Genomic DNA, 12,998 nt, shown 5'->3' with positions numbered 1-12,998 from the left:
GCCGCGACCGGCAGGGCGGCATGGAATGCAGGCCATTGTACGGTGGAAAACCAAGACGGTGAAGCGCCGGGCGGTAACGGCGTGCCGCGCTGTTACCCGGCCGGCAGAAACGCTGCCGGGTCATCGCTGATGACGCTGGCCGCGCCCCACGCCCGGTATCGGGCAAACGCCGCCGGCTCGTTGACGGTATAGCAGACAGCGGCGTAGCCCGCCCGACGAATCGCTACGAGCTGAGCGCGCGTGGCGTAGCGCCAGTCCAGATGCACGCTGAAGGCGTCGATGGCCTCACAGCGGCGGCGCCAGTCAACGGGAAGCCGCTTATACAGCGTGCCCAGCGCCAGCCGGCGGGGCGGGGCGATGTTCCGGGCGGCGGCCAGCGCGCGGGCGCTGAACGATGACACGATCAAACGCTCCGGCGGCAGGCGGCGCATGGCCTCGGGTACCGCCCGGTGCGCCAGCACTGCCGGGTCGTGGCCGCGATTGACCTTGAGCTCCAGGTTCAGCCCCATGTCAAGCTCATCCAGCAGGGCCAGCATTTCGTCGAGGGTGGCCATGGGTTCGCCGGCAAACGCGTTGCCAAACCAGCGCCCGGCGTCCAGCCGGGCGGCGTCTTCCCGGGTCAAGTCGATGAGTCGCCTGCGGCCGTTTGAGCAGCGGCCGACGTCGCGGTCGTGCCAGATCACCGGCGTGGCGTCGCCCAGCAGCTGCGCGTCAAGCTCTACCCAGCGCACCCCGGCGCGGCGGGTCTCAATCACCGCAGACAGCGTGTTCTCCGGCGCCCGGGCGCTGTAGCCCCGGTGGCCAATCACCGGCGGCAGGGCAACGGCCGGGTGCGCCGGGTTCATTCGACGTAGGCCCCAAGGGTGCGCATGCGCTGCTCGAAACGGCTGACGTTGTCCACCATGTTTTCCGGCCCCTGGGCTACGCACTCGGCCAGCACGGCTTCGATCAGCGTAATCGCCGCCACAATCGAGGGGAAAAAATGCGGCGTTTCGGTGGCCAGATTGAACGCCAGGTTGGCTGGGGGCACCAGCGGCGACGCCAGCGTATCGGTCACCACGATAAGCCGGCAGCCCGCCCGGTGCAGCACATCCAGCGCGCGCAGGGTCTCGGCGCAGTAGGGCGCAAAGCCGAAAACCACGGCGATATCCTGCTCGGCGAACGTTGCAAGCTCGGTCAGCAGGCCGCCTTCCTGACCGCGCACCAGCTCGACGTTGGGCATGGCAATGCGCCCGACGTAGGCAAAGTGATAGGCGCAGGCAAAGGTATCGCGAAAGCCGATAGCGGCAATGCGCCGGGCGCTGAGCAGCTGCGCGGCCGCCGCTTCGATGCGGGCGCGGTTATCGTCGGTGAGCAGCGCGCCGATGTTGGTCAGCGCCGTTTCGCCGATATCACCGAAGACGCTGTTGGGGCGCGTCTGGGTGTGGTGGTTGAGCCGGCTGGCGCGGCCGCCCAGCTCGCCGGCGCCGGCCTGAAGCGCAGCCTGAAAGACGTGGCGGAAGGGTTCATAGCCGTCAAAGCCGAGCTTTCGTGCCAGGCGCACCAGCGTTGATGGGGTAACGCTGGCCGCCGCGGCCGAGCCGCGCACCGACTGGAAAGCCACATCGCCCGGATGGTCAAGCACGTAGCCGGCTGCCTGGCGCAGCTGGGGGCTCAGCGTCGGGCTTATGTCCGCTAGGCGGCGCGATACGTCGGTGAGGCGCTGTTCGGCAGAGGTTGCGGTATCGGGCATGGGCGTTATCGGCTAGTGGGTAAGGGTCTGGCACGAATGTACCTGAAAAATGCGCCGTGACACAGCCGTATTGACGCGTTGAGGGTGCGCGGCTATGCTCGCTGTTGTGAAACGATTGTTTCTTTTTAGAATAAAGAGAAACGATCGTACCTTTTTGCAACCGGAAACCGACCATGACTGATTCGCTGCCCGCCTACGACACCCTGCGCCTTGCCTGGCTAACGGCCGAGGCCGACAGCCGCGTGCTGGAAATCCGCCTGAACCGCCCCCACCGGCTGAACGCCGTGGTGGAAACCCTCTACGACGAGCTGCTTGATGCCCTGGCCTTTGCCCGGCGGGAGAGCCGGGTCCGCGCGCTGGTGCTGACCGGCGAAGGGCGGGCGTTTTGCGTCGGGGCGGACATGAAAGAACACGGCGGCGCCGAGCGTACACTGTACCAGCGGCGTGCCTATCTGCAGCGCGGCAACGACGTGTGCGAGGCGCTTTACCGCCTGCCCAAGCCGGTGATCGCCGCGGTCAACGGCTACGCTCTGGGGGCCGGGGCGGAAATGGCCGTGGCCTGCGACTTCATCCTCATGGCCGAAGACGCCCGCATCGGCTTTCCCGAAACCAGTATCGGCACCTGTGTCGGCGGCGGGGTCTCCAAGATTTTGCCGCAGCTGGTGGGGCTGGCCCAGGCGCGGCGGCTTTTGTACACCGGCGAGAAAATCGACGGCATCGAAGCGGCCCGGCTGCAGCTGGCGCTGGCGGCGTATCCCGGCGATGAGCTGGGCGAGCAGGCGGCGGCGCTGGGCGAGCGGCTGGCCGCTCAGGCGCCGGTTTCCATGGCCATGCTCAAGCGGCTGGTCAACCTCGGCGCGGCCGAGACGCTGGACGGCCATCTGCAGCAGGAGCTGGACGCGGTGTTTACCTGCTCGACCACCGCCGACTGGCAGGAGGGCGTGGACGCCTTCGCCCACAAGCGCGCCCCGCGTTTTCAGGGGCGCTGAGCGCGACATGCCCTTCACTTTGCCTACGAACGTACCCGACAGGACCACTACCGCATGAAACCCTTTGACGATGCCTGCCTCGAAGAAAGCCCGCTGCACGCGCTGCTGGCCCCTGCCAGTATCGCCGTGATTGGCGCGTCGAATGACCCGACCAAGCGCGGCTACAAAGCCATGCTGGGACTGATACAGGGCGGCTATTCGGGCGCTGTCTATCCGGTCAACCCCAAGGCCGATACGATTCTTGGCGTTCGCGCCTGGCCGGACATCAAGGCCGTACCCAAGGCGCCGGCGCTGGCGCTGATCTGCACGCCGGCGGCCACGGTGCCGGCGCTTATCGAGGCGTGCGGCCGGCGCGGGGTCAAAGGCGCAATTATTCTGGCCAGCGGCTTTGGCGAAACCGGTGCGGCAGGTGCGCGCCTGGAGCGCGATATGCTCAGCCGCGCCCGGGCCGGCGGCGTACGGCTGATCGGCCCTAACACTTCAGGGGTGTTTAACCTGCATTATCGGTTTAACTTGCTGGCGCTGGATCATCTGCGCGCCGGAGATATCGGCGTGGTTTCCCAGTCCGGCAACATGCTGCTGTCGCTTGCGCTTGAGGCCGAGCACCACGGTCAGGTGGGCTTTAGCACCTACGTCGGCCCGGGCAACCAGAGCGATTTGGGCTTTGATGACTACCTGCGCTATCTGGGGGAAGACCCGCACACTCGGGTGGCAACGCTCTACGTTGAAGGGTTTCGCGACGGCCGGGCGTTTCTTGACGCCGCGCGCAAGGTCAGCGCGGCCAAACCGGTGGTGGTGTACAAATCCGGCGCCACAGCTCAGGGGCAGCAGTCGGCCAGCTCGCACACCGGCGCACTGGCCGGCAGCTATCCGATGACCGTGGATCTGCTGCGCCAGGCAGGCGTCAACGTGGTGCCGTACTCCGACGATATCCTGCCCGTGGCCGAAGGGCTGGGGCAGCTGCAGCGGTCGCCGGGGCGGCGCGTGGCGGTGATCGCCGACGGCGGCGGCCAGGCCACCATCGCCGCTGATCGCCTGGCCGAGGCCGGCCTTGAGCTGGCCACGCTGACCGCTGACTGCCAAGCGCGGCTGAGCGCTGCGCTCTCCGCTCAGGCCTCCACCGTCAACCCGGTGGACGTGGCCGGCGCCACCGATGCGCATCCGGCGCTGCTGGCCACCTGTATGGCGATCGTCGCGGCGGATCCCGGCGTGGACGCCGTACTGCTGGTGGGCATGTTCGGCGGCTACGCCCGGCGTTTCGATGAATCCCTTGCCGATGATGAAATGCGCGGCGCTGAGACCATGGTCGAACTGGCCGGAACTGCGGTTAAGCCCGTGGTGGTCTACAGCCTTTATGCCCCGGTCAAACCGCCGGCGCTAACGCGGCTGCGTACGGCCGGCGTGCCGGTGTATGCCTCCATCGAAAAAGCGGTGAGCGTGCTGGCTGCGCTGAGCGAGCGCGGCGCGTATCTGGACCGCCCCGTTCCCCCGGCGCTGCCGCCCGCCGTGCCCGGCAGCCGGGGGCAGGCGCTGGTGGCCGGCGCCCGGGCAAAGGGGCGCAGCCTGCTGGAACCGGAAGCCAAGGCGCTGCTGGCCGAACACGGCATTGGCGTGCTTGACGAGCGCCTGGTGCGTGACGCCGACGAGCTGGCGGATGCGGCCCGAGTCTTTGCCGGCACGCCGGTGGCGATGAAGGTGGTCAGCCCGGATATCATTCATAAATCCGACGCCGGCGGCGTGGCGCTGAACCTGGAAGGCGAGGCGGCACTGGCCGAGGCCTACGCCGGCATTCTGCGCTCGGCCCGGGAATATGATTCTCACGCGCGGATCGACGGCGTGCTCGTCACCCCCATGGCGCCCAAGGGCGTGGAGGTAATCGTGGGGCTGATGCGCGATGACACCTTCGGCCCGGTGGTCATGTTTGGCCTGGGCGGGGTGCTTGTCGAAGTGCTGGAAGACGTGGCGTTTCGCGCCGCGCCGCTCAGCCGCGAGGACGCCGCGGGCATGCTGGAGCAGCTCAAGGCCCGGCGCGTGCTGGACGGCGTGCGCGGCGCGCCCGGAGTCGACAAGGATGCGCTGATCGACCTGCTGGTGAGCGTCTCCCGGCTGATGGAGGCCTACCCCGATATTACCGAGCTGGATTTGAATCCGGTGATCGCCTACCCCGACGGCTATGCCGTGGTGGATGCGCGTATTCTCTTGGCCACCGATGAGGAGTCTGCACCATGACCAACGCACACGCTGAAACGCAAAATATACCGTTACCCAAACTGACCGATGCGACGCTTGAACAAGAAGGGCGCATCGCCATCCTGACCCTTGACCGCCACGACGTGCGCAACGCCCTGACCGGCACCGCGCTGATCGACGATATTGTCGCCGTGGCCGAGTGGGTCAACCGCTGCGAGGATGTCTCGGTGCTAGTGATAACCGGCGCCGGCTCAACGTTTTCTGCCGGCGGCAACGTCAAGGACATGGCCGAGCGCCGGGGCGATTTTGCCGGCGACGTCGCCGAGGTGGCCGAGCGCTACCGCCGGGGCATCCAGCGCATTCCGCTGGCGCTGGCCGAGGTGGAAGTGCCGATGATTGCCGCAGTCAACGGCGCGGCCATCGGCGCCGGCTTCGATCTGGCCAACATGGCCGACATGCGCATTGCCTCCAGCCGGGCCAAATTCGGCGAGACGTTTTTGAACCTGGGGATTATCCCCGGCGACGGCGGCGCCTTTTTCATGCAGCGCCTGATCGGCTACCAGCGGGCCTTTGAGCTGACGCTTTCCGGCCGGATAATCACCGCTGACGAGGCCAAAGAATACGGCATCGTGCTGGAGGTGACCGAGCCCGAGGCGCTCATGGATACCGTCATGGCCCACGCCCGGCGCATTGCCGCGCAGCCGCCCCGAGCCACCCGGCTGACCAAGCGGCTGATGAAAGAGGGCGGCGACGCCGAGCTCAAGCCGTTTCTGGAGAAGTGCGCGGTGTTTCAGGGCATGTGCCACAACGAGCCTGAACATCTGGAGGCGGTCAACGCCATGCTGGAAAAGATGGCCAAGCGCTAGGCCGGTTTATACCCGGCCGGCTTAGGGGTATCATCGGCGGCGATATCCCGCCGGCGCGAACGCCGGCACTGACCTGATCAAGGAGCGCACAATGGAAGGGGTAAAGCACATGATTGCCGTTGCCTCGGGCAAGGGCGGCGTGGGTAAATCCACGGTTACGGCCAATCTGGCGCTGGCGCTTTCTGCCCAGGGCTACCGGGTCGGCGTGCTCGACGCCGACATTTACGGCCCCAGCCAAGCGCAGATGCTCGGCGTAAAAGAGGGCGAGCGGCCTGCTACCAAAGATGACCAGGCGTTCTACCCCATGATGGCCCACGGCATCCAGGCCATGTCCATCGCGTTTTTGATTGACAACAAAGAGCCCATGGTATGGCGCGGGCCCATGGTCGTGGGCGCTTTTCAGCAGCTGCTCAACCAGACGCTTTGGGACAACCTCGATTTTCTGCTCATCGACATGCCGCCGGGCACCGGTGACATTCAGCTGACGCTTTCTCAGAAGGTGCCGGTCTCCGGCGCAGTGATCGTCACCACGCCCCAGGACATCGCGCTTTTGGACGCGCGCAAGGGCATCGAGATGTTTCGCAAGGTCAACGTGCCGGTGCTTGGCGTGGTGGAAAACATGAGCCTTTACCACTGCGAAAACTGCGGCCACGAAGCGCCTATCTTCGGCGAGGGCGGCGGCGACAGCATTGCCCAGGAGTACGACACCCAGGTGCTGGGACGTTTGCCGCTGAGTCTTTCGATCCGCGAGTTTGCCGATTCCGGCCGGCCGTCGGTCGTGGCCGAGCCGGACAGCAGCGTCAGCCGCACGTTTGCCGAGATGGCGCGCCAGGTCGCCGCCTCCATGGATCAGGCGCCGGGCGAGGGTCCGAGCATTTCGTTCAGCGAGTAATCCCGCCCACCTTCCGGGCGGGAAAGTCCGGGCCTGTTGAGACCCCTTTATGAGTATAAAATCAGATCGATGGATCCGCCGCATGGCCCAGCGCGAGGCGATGATCGAGCCGTTTGAGGCCGAGCAGGTGCGCTACGTGAACGGCCGGCGGGTGATTTCCTACGGCACTTCAAGCTACGGCTATGACGTGCGCTGCGCCGACGAGTTCAAGGTGTTTACCAACATCCATTCGGCGGTGGTGGACCCCAAGGGTTTTGACGAAAAAAGCTTTGTGGATGTGAAAGGCGAGGTCTGCGTGATTCCGCCCAACTCCTTTGCGCTGGCGCGCACGGTGGAGTATTTCCGCATTCCGCGCAGCGTGCTGACGATATGTCTGGGCAAGTCGACCTACGCGCGCTGCGGCATCATCGTCAACGTCACCCCGCTGGAGCCGGAGTGGGAAGGCCATGTGACGCTGGAATTTTCCAACACCACCAACCTGCCGGCGCGCATCTACGCCAACGAAGGCGTGGCGCAGATGCTGTTTCTTGAATCCGACGAAATCTGCGAGACCTCCTACAAGGATCGTGGCGGCAAGTACATGGGCCAGCGCGGCGTGACCCTGCCACGCACCTGAGCCGTTTCAAAAGGCGGGAAAGCGTAACAGGGCAGGCACGCAGCGGCGCACGGCCAATCACCGTGCGCCGCCGTCTGTGCGGGAGGGCGCTACTCTTCGGCGCCGGCCTCGTCGGACAGGTCCTCGTCCAGCTCTTCGGCGGCGTCTTCGTGGCTTAAGCGCATGCCGCGCGCGGGCAGGGCTACGCCGTCCATGGTGGCGTGGCTGCCGTCAAAGCGCAGCCGGCCTTGCAAGAACCAGCTCACCGCAATGGGCAGAATCAAATGCTCTCGGGCGTGAACCTTGTCCTTTAGCGTGGCGGGTGAGTCATCGGCGGTGACGTTGAGCGCGGCCTGCAGGGCTACCGGCCCGCCGTCGAGCTCTTCGGTGACGAAGTGCACGCTGCAGCCGTGCTCGGCAACGCCGTCGGCGAGCACCCGGGCGTGGGTATTCAGGCCTTGGTAGGCTGGCAGCAGCGACGGGTGGATGTTGAGCACCCGGCCGATAAAGCGCTGGACAAAGCGCGGCGTAAGGATGCGCATAAAGCCGGCGAGCACGATCAAGTCGGGCTCGTGGCGCTCGATGACCTTGATCAGCGCGCCGTCGTAGGCCTCGCGGCTTTCGTACTCCCGGTGGGGCAGTGCCACAGCGTCGATGCCGGCATCCCGGGCGCGCTTGAGGCCGTAGGCGTCGGCCACGTTGGCGATCACGGCGGCAATCTCGCCGCCGCCCAGCCGGTCGTGTTCCTGGGCGTCAATCAGTGCTTGCAGGTTGCTGCCGCTGCCCGAGATCAGCACCACGATGCGCGGCGGCGTCACCGCATCGGCGGCGAAGTCGTTTAGCGTATCGCTCTCGTGTTCGCTCATGCCGGCGTGCTCCCGTCTGCCAGGTTTTCCAGGACGACGCCGGGCGCGTCGTTTTGGCGATGCACCACCGTACCGATGCGATAGACCGTTTCGCCCCGGGCTTCCAGGTGGGCGCGGGCCTGTTCGGCCTGGGCGGCCGGCACCACCAGCGCCATGCCGATGCCGCAGTTGAGCACGCGGTACATTTCGTCTTCGGCGACGTTGCCCTGGCGCTGGAGCCAGTCAAACACCGCCGGGCGCGGCCAGCTTTGGGTGTCAATGTGCGCGGCCAGATGCTCGGGCAGCACGCGCGGCAGGTTTTCGGTCAGGCCGCCGCCGGTAATGTGCGACAGGGCGTGAACCTCAACGTCGCTTGCGTGAACCAGCGACAGCAGCGGTTTGACGTAAATGCGGGTGGGGGCCATCAGCGCCTCGCCCAGCGTAGTGTCGCCCAGGGCGGTGTCCAGCTCGGCGCCGCTGACGTCAAGGATCTTGCGGATCAGCGAGTAGCCGTTGGAGTGCGGGCCGGACGAGGCGAGCCCTAGAATGGCGTCGCCTTCGCTGACCTGAGAGGCGTCAATCAGGGCGGATTTTTCCGCCACGCCTACGCAAAAGCCGGCCAGATCGTAGTCGCTGCCGGCGTACATGCCGGGCATTTCTGCGGTTTCGCCGCCCACCAGCGCGCAGCCGGCCTGGCGGCAGCCTTCACCGATGCCGCTGACGACATCGGCGGCGATATCCACATCGAGCTTTCCCGTGGCATAGTAGTCAAGAAACTGCAGCGGCTCGGCGCCGATCACGATCAGGTCGTTGACGCACATGGCGACCAGGTCAATGCCGATGGTGTCGTGTTTGCCAAGCGTCATGGCAAGCCGTAGTTTGGTGCCCACGCCGTCGGTGCCGGACACCAGCACCGGATGGCGGTAGCCGGCGGGCAGCTCGCACAGTGCGCCAAAGCCGCCAAGCCCGCCCATGACTTCCGGGCGTGCGGTGCTTTTGGCGACGTGTTTGATGCGCTCGACCAGCGCGTTGCCGGCGTCAATATCCACGCCGGCGTCTTTGTAGCTCAGCGAAGCGTGGGCCGGTGGGGTAGAGGGTGTCTCGGTCATGGCAAGTCCTGTAGGGCTGATTCGGCAAGGCCGGAGGTTGCGCCTGCCCACGCCGGGGCGATACGCGGCCCGGGCGCGCCGGCGAACAAGTTTACGGGTGGCAACGTTTCCAGGCGGCAAAGTGTAACACCCGCTACGGCGTAAGGCATTGCGCCGCTCATACACAGGCAGTCAGGGAGAAGTCGCGAGTGCGATATTCATGGTGGTGGCTTTTGCTGGCCGGTGTAGCCGTGCTGCTGGTCTATCTGCTTAACGCGGTGCTGATGCCGTTTATTGCCGGTTTGATGCTGGCCTACGTGGCCAACCCCTTGACGCACCGCTTCGAGCGGCTGGGCATGAGCCGGCCCTTTGCGGTCACCAGCGTGTTTTTGGTAATGCTGATCGTACTGGCGCTGAGTCTATTGGTTCTGGTGCCCGCAGCGGTGCAGCAGGCCAAGCAGCTGGGCCATGCGGTGCCGGCGATGGTTGGCTGGATGGAAGACGCCCTGGCCCCGCGGCTCAAGGAATGGTTTGGCTACGACCTGCGCGCCGATCTGGCCGGCATCAAGCAGATATTTGCCGACAACTGGCGCGATGCCGGCGGCTACCTGGCAAGCGCGCTGGGCCAGCTGGGGCGTTCGGGCATGGCGCTGGTATCCTGGGTGACCTACGCTGCGCTGGTGCCGGTGGTCACGTTTTATCTGCTGCTGGACTGGCAGCGGCTGATCGACAACGCCAGCGGGCTGGTTCCGCGCCCCTGGGTGAACGAGGTGACGCGCCTGGGCCGGCGCTGCAACGCCGTACTGGCGGCGTTTTTGCGCGGCCAGCTGCTGGTGATGCTGTGTTTGGGGGCGATCTACGCGCTGGGGCTGAGCCTGCTGGGGCTGAACGTGGGACTGCTGATCGGCTTTATTGCCGGCCTTGCCAGTATCGTGCCGTTTCTGGGGTTTATCGTCGGCCTGAGTATTGCGCTGATTGTGGCGCTTTTTCAGATCGGTACGCTGTGGTCGATTGCCGGCGTGGTGGCGGTGTTTGCCCTCGGTCAGGTAGTGGAAAGCGTGGTGCTCCAGCCCAAACTGCTGGGTGACAAGATTGGCCTGCACCCGGTTGCGGTGATTTTTTCCGTGCTGGCGGGCGGCGAACTGTTTGGCTTTCTTGGCGTGCTGCTGGCGCTGCCGGCGGCCGCGGTGGTGATGGTGCTCTTGCGCGAAGGGCTGGAACGATATAAAAACAGTCCCTTATATGACATTTGCACGCGGCCGGCCGGCGACGGCGGCCAGCGCTTATCCAAGGCAACGCGCGACGCTGAAAGGGACGAAGGGGAGAGACCATGAACCGACCACCGGCACAGCTGCCGCTGGGCGTAGGGCTGCGCGACGATGCCACCTTTGGCAATTACTACGCAGGCCCGCGTAATGCGCTTTTGGTAGAGCAGCTTATTCACCAGCCGGAACCCGAAGGCGAACCCTATCTCTACCTGTGGGGCGCGCCGGGCACCGGGCGCAGCCATCTGCTGCAGGCAGCCTGCCATCAGGCCTCGGATCAGGATGCGCGGGCGCTGTATCTGCCGCTTGAAGATCTGGGGCACTTCCCGCCGCTGATGCTTGAGGATATCGAACGGCTGGATCTGGTCGCCATTGACGATCTGGAGTGCGTGATCGGTCGCAAGCGCTGGGAAGAGGGGCTGTTTCATGCCTTCAACCGCCTGCGCGACGCCGGTAAGCGCCTGGTGATCGCCGCCAGCGTCGCGCCGCGTCAGCTGCCGGTGCTGCTGCCGGATCTGGCATCAAGGCTGACCTGGGGCGTGACCCATCACGTGCAGCCGCTGGACGACGACGGCCGGCTGGCCGCGCTCAAACTGCGCGCTGAGGTGCGCGGCATGGCGCTGCCAGACGACGTGGCACGCTACATTCTGCACCGTGGCCCGCGCCAGCTCAGCGCGCTTTGCCGCGCGCTGGAAACCCTCGACCGAGCCTCGCTTTCGGCCAAGCGCAAGCTGACTATTCCGTTCGTCAAACAGGCCCTTGGCTGGTAGCACGTCGTTTTGCTGCCTGCTGTGAGCCATCATGAACCTTTCTGAGGAGAGCCGTATGTCTTTTGATTCTGTATCGACCCGTACCGAGCGCGACAGCATGGGCGAGCTTGAAGTGCCGGAAACGGCGCTGTACGGCGCCCAGACCCAGCGTGCGGTCAACAATTTTCCCGTTTCCGGGCAGGCCATGCCGGCGGCGTTCATCCACGCCGTTGCACGCATCAAACTTGCCGCTGCGCATGCCAATCAGGCGCTGGGCCTGCTGGACGGCGACCGCGCACGGGCCATTCAGCAAGCGGCCGAAGCGGTAATCGAAGGCCGCTACGACGACCAGTTTCCCATCGATGTGTTTCAGACAGGCTCCGGCACATCAAGCAACATGAACGTCAACGAGGTGATTGCGCACTTGGCCAGCCGCGAGGGCGTCGAGGTGAGGCCCAACGACCACGTCAACATGGGCCAGTCGAGCAACGACGTGGTGCCCACGGCGATTCACGTCTCCGCGGCGATTGCCGTGGAGCGCTCGCTGCGCCCGGCGCTGATTGCCCTGCGCCAGAGCGTAGCCCGGCGCGCCGAGGAGCTTGAGCACGTGGTCAAGACCGGGCGCACCCACCTGATGGATGCCATGCCGCTGACCATGGGCCAGGAGCTGGGCGGCTGGGTCAACCAGCTGGATCAGGCCATCGAGCGCATCGACAGCGCCATGAATCGCGTGCAGCGCCTGGCCCAGGGCGGCACTGCCATCGGCACCGGCATCAACGCGCCGGAAGGCTTTGCCGAGCGCGTAGCGATTCACTTAAGTGAGCAGACGGGGCTTTCGTTTCGGCCCAACGACAGCCTTTTTGCCAGCATAGCCTCTCAGGACGCAGCGGTAGAGCTGTCCGGCCAGCTCAAGGGGCTTGCCTGCGTGATCATGAAAATCGGCAACGACCTGCGCTGGATGAACTCCGGGCCGCTGGCCGGCCTTGGCGAAATCGAGCTTGAGGCGCTGCAGCCGGGCAGCTCCATCATGCCGGGCAAGGTCAACCCGGTGCTGCCGGAATCCGCCGTGCAGGCCGCCGCTCAGGTCATCGGGCTGGATACCGCGATTACCGTGGCCGGCCAGAGCGGCAACTTCCAGCTCAACGTGATGCTGCCGCTGGTGGCCACCAATCTGCTGGCCTCGATTACGCTGATGGCCAACACGGCCAGCCTTTTGGGCGAAAAGGTCATCCCTGCGTTCAAGGTGCGCGAAGAGAACCTGAAAGCGCCGCTTGAGCGCAACCCGATTCTGGTCACCGCCCTCAACAGCGTGATCGGCTACAACGCCGCCGCGCAGATTGCCAAACAGGCCTACCAGGCCGGGCGGCCGATTATTGACGTGGCGGAAGAAGAGACCGATATGGATCGCGAAACGCTTGCGCGGCTGCTTGATCCGAAAAAACTCACCGAAGGCGGCATTCCGAAGTAGCGCTGCGGCGTAAAACGCTTGCATTTCAGCGCTGAGTCGGTAGTATACGCATCCGTTGCCGAACACTGCGTCTGACAGCGGATGCATGGAAGGACCATAGCTCAGTTGGTTAGAGCGCCACGTTGACATCGTGGAGGTCGGCGGTTCAAATCCGCCTGGTCCTACCAAGCGCTTCAGGCACGGCAAGCCTTTCAAAAAAAGCCACGATTTACAGGACCATAGCTCAGTTGGTTAGAGCGCCACGTTGACATCGTGGAGGTCGGCGGTTCAAATCCGCCTGGTCCTACCAGATTCGTACAGAAAACGCCCCGTCAGCTCA

Annotated in this window: 12 protein-coding genes and 2 tRNA genes; 10 read left to right on the top strand and 4 right to left on the bottom strand. The window is 65.3% G+C overall.

Annotated features, from left to right (window positions below; all coding sequences use genetic code 11):
* Window positions 1-92: 92 nt before the first annotated feature.
* A complete protein-coding gene (locus ABD654_RS00880) occupies window positions 93-845 on the bottom strand; it encodes a glycerophosphodiester phosphodiesterase family protein (protein WP_344701345.1) in 753 nt (250 codons plus the stop codon).
* Entirely contained in the window at window positions 842-1,732 is an 891-nt protein-coding gene (locus ABD654_RS00875; RefSeq protein ID WP_344701343.1) for a MurR/RpiR family transcriptional regulator, read from the bottom strand. The genes ABD654_RS00880 and ABD654_RS00875 overlap by 4 nt, the downstream gene beginning before the upstream one ends.
* A 173-nt stretch (window positions 1,733-1,905) precedes the next feature.
* On the opposite strand from ABD654_RS00875, the gene ABD654_RS00870 reads away from it, so the two are divergent.
* From ABD654_RS00870 to dcd, 5 genes are all read left to right on the top strand, one after another.
* Window positions 1,906-2,721, top strand: a complete 816-nt coding sequence (locus tag ABD654_RS00870; RefSeq protein ID WP_344701341.1) for an enoyl-CoA hydratase/isomerase family protein — start codon at window positions 1,906-1,908, stop codon at window positions 2,719-2,721.
* Between the two features lie 54 nt (window positions 2,722-2,775).
* Complete coding sequence (locus tag ABD654_RS00865; RefSeq protein ID WP_344701339.1) at window positions 2,776-4,950, top strand: acetate--CoA ligase family protein; 2,175 nt, start codon at window positions 2,776-2,778, stop codon at window positions 4,948-4,950.
* The gene (locus tag ABD654_RS00860) at window positions 4,947-5,777 is read left to right on the top strand and encodes an enoyl-CoA hydratase-related protein (protein ID WP_344701337.1); all 831 of its coding nucleotides are present in this window, start codon (window positions 4,947-4,949) and stop codon (window positions 5,775-5,777) included. Before ABD654_RS00865 ends, ABD654_RS00860 begins: the two co-directional genes overlap by 4 nt.
* A gap of 91 nt (window positions 5,778-5,868) precedes the next feature.
* Window positions 5,869-6,669: an iron-sulfur cluster carrier protein ApbC gene (gene apbC / locus ABD654_RS00855; RefSeq protein WP_344701335.1), complete on the top strand. Its 801-nt coding sequence runs from the start codon at window positions 5,869-5,871 to the stop codon at window positions 6,667-6,669.
* Between the two features lie 49 nt (window positions 6,670-6,718).
* Window positions 6,719-7,285 (top strand): dCTP deaminase, encoded by a 567-nt coding sequence (gene dcd, locus ABD654_RS00850; protein WP_344701333.1) that lies wholly within the window; start codon window positions 6,719-6,721, stop codon window positions 7,283-7,285.
* Window positions 7,286-7,374: 89 nt separating this feature from the next.
* Here the strand turns inward: dcd and purN are convergent, their stop codons facing one another.
* Both purN and purM read right to left on the bottom strand, forming a co-directional pair.
* A complete protein-coding gene (purN, locus tag ABD654_RS00845; RefSeq protein ID WP_344701331.1) occupies window positions 7,375-8,130 on the bottom strand; it encodes a phosphoribosylglycinamide formyltransferase in 756 nt (251 codons plus the stop codon).
* Window positions 8,127-9,218, bottom strand: coding sequence for a phosphoribosylformylglycinamidine cyclo-ligase (gene purM / locus ABD654_RS00840; protein WP_344701329.1), 1,092 nt, complete (start codon window positions 9,216-9,218; stop codon window positions 8,127-8,129). Before purM ends, purN begins: the two co-directional genes overlap by 4 nt.
* Before the next feature lie 188 nt (window positions 9,219-9,406).
* Here purM and ABD654_RS00835 point away from each other — a divergent pair, with 188 nt between their 5' ends.
* The 5 genes from ABD654_RS00835 (at window position 9,407) to ABD654_RS00815 (ending at window position 12,968) form a co-directional block, all read left to right on the top strand.
* Window positions 9,407-10,531 (top strand): AI-2E family transporter, encoded by a 1,125-nt coding sequence (locus ABD654_RS00835; RefSeq protein ID WP_344701327.1) that lies wholly within the window; start codon window positions 9,407-9,409, stop codon window positions 10,529-10,531.
* On the top strand, window positions 10,528-11,232 hold the full coding sequence (gene hda / locus ABD654_RS00830) for a DnaA regulatory inactivator Hda (RefSeq protein WP_344701325.1): 705 nt from the start codon (window positions 10,528-10,530) through the stop codon (window positions 11,230-11,232). The genes ABD654_RS00835 and hda overlap by 4 nt, the downstream gene beginning before the upstream one ends.
* Before the next feature lie 55 nt (window positions 11,233-11,287).
* On the top strand, window positions 11,288-12,679 hold the full coding sequence (locus ABD654_RS00825) for a class II fumarate hydratase (RefSeq protein WP_344701323.1): 1,392 nt from the start codon (window positions 11,288-11,290) through the stop codon (window positions 12,677-12,679).
* A gap of 90 nt (window positions 12,680-12,769) precedes the next feature.
* Window positions 12,770-12,846, top strand: a tRNA-Val gene (locus tag ABD654_RS00820).
* A 45-nt stretch (window positions 12,847-12,891) separates the two neighbouring features.
* Window positions 12,892-12,968 (top strand) — tRNA-Val (locus tag ABD654_RS00815).
* The last annotated feature ends 30 nt before the right edge of the window (window positions 12,969-12,998 follow it).

The sequence above is a fragment of the Halomonas cibimaris genome, assembly GCF_039537045.1.
GTDB lineage: Bacteria > Pseudomonadota > Gammaproteobacteria > Pseudomonadales > Halomonadaceae > Vreelandella > Vreelandella cibimaris.
This window is presented reverse-complemented; position numbering and strand designations above follow the sequence as displayed.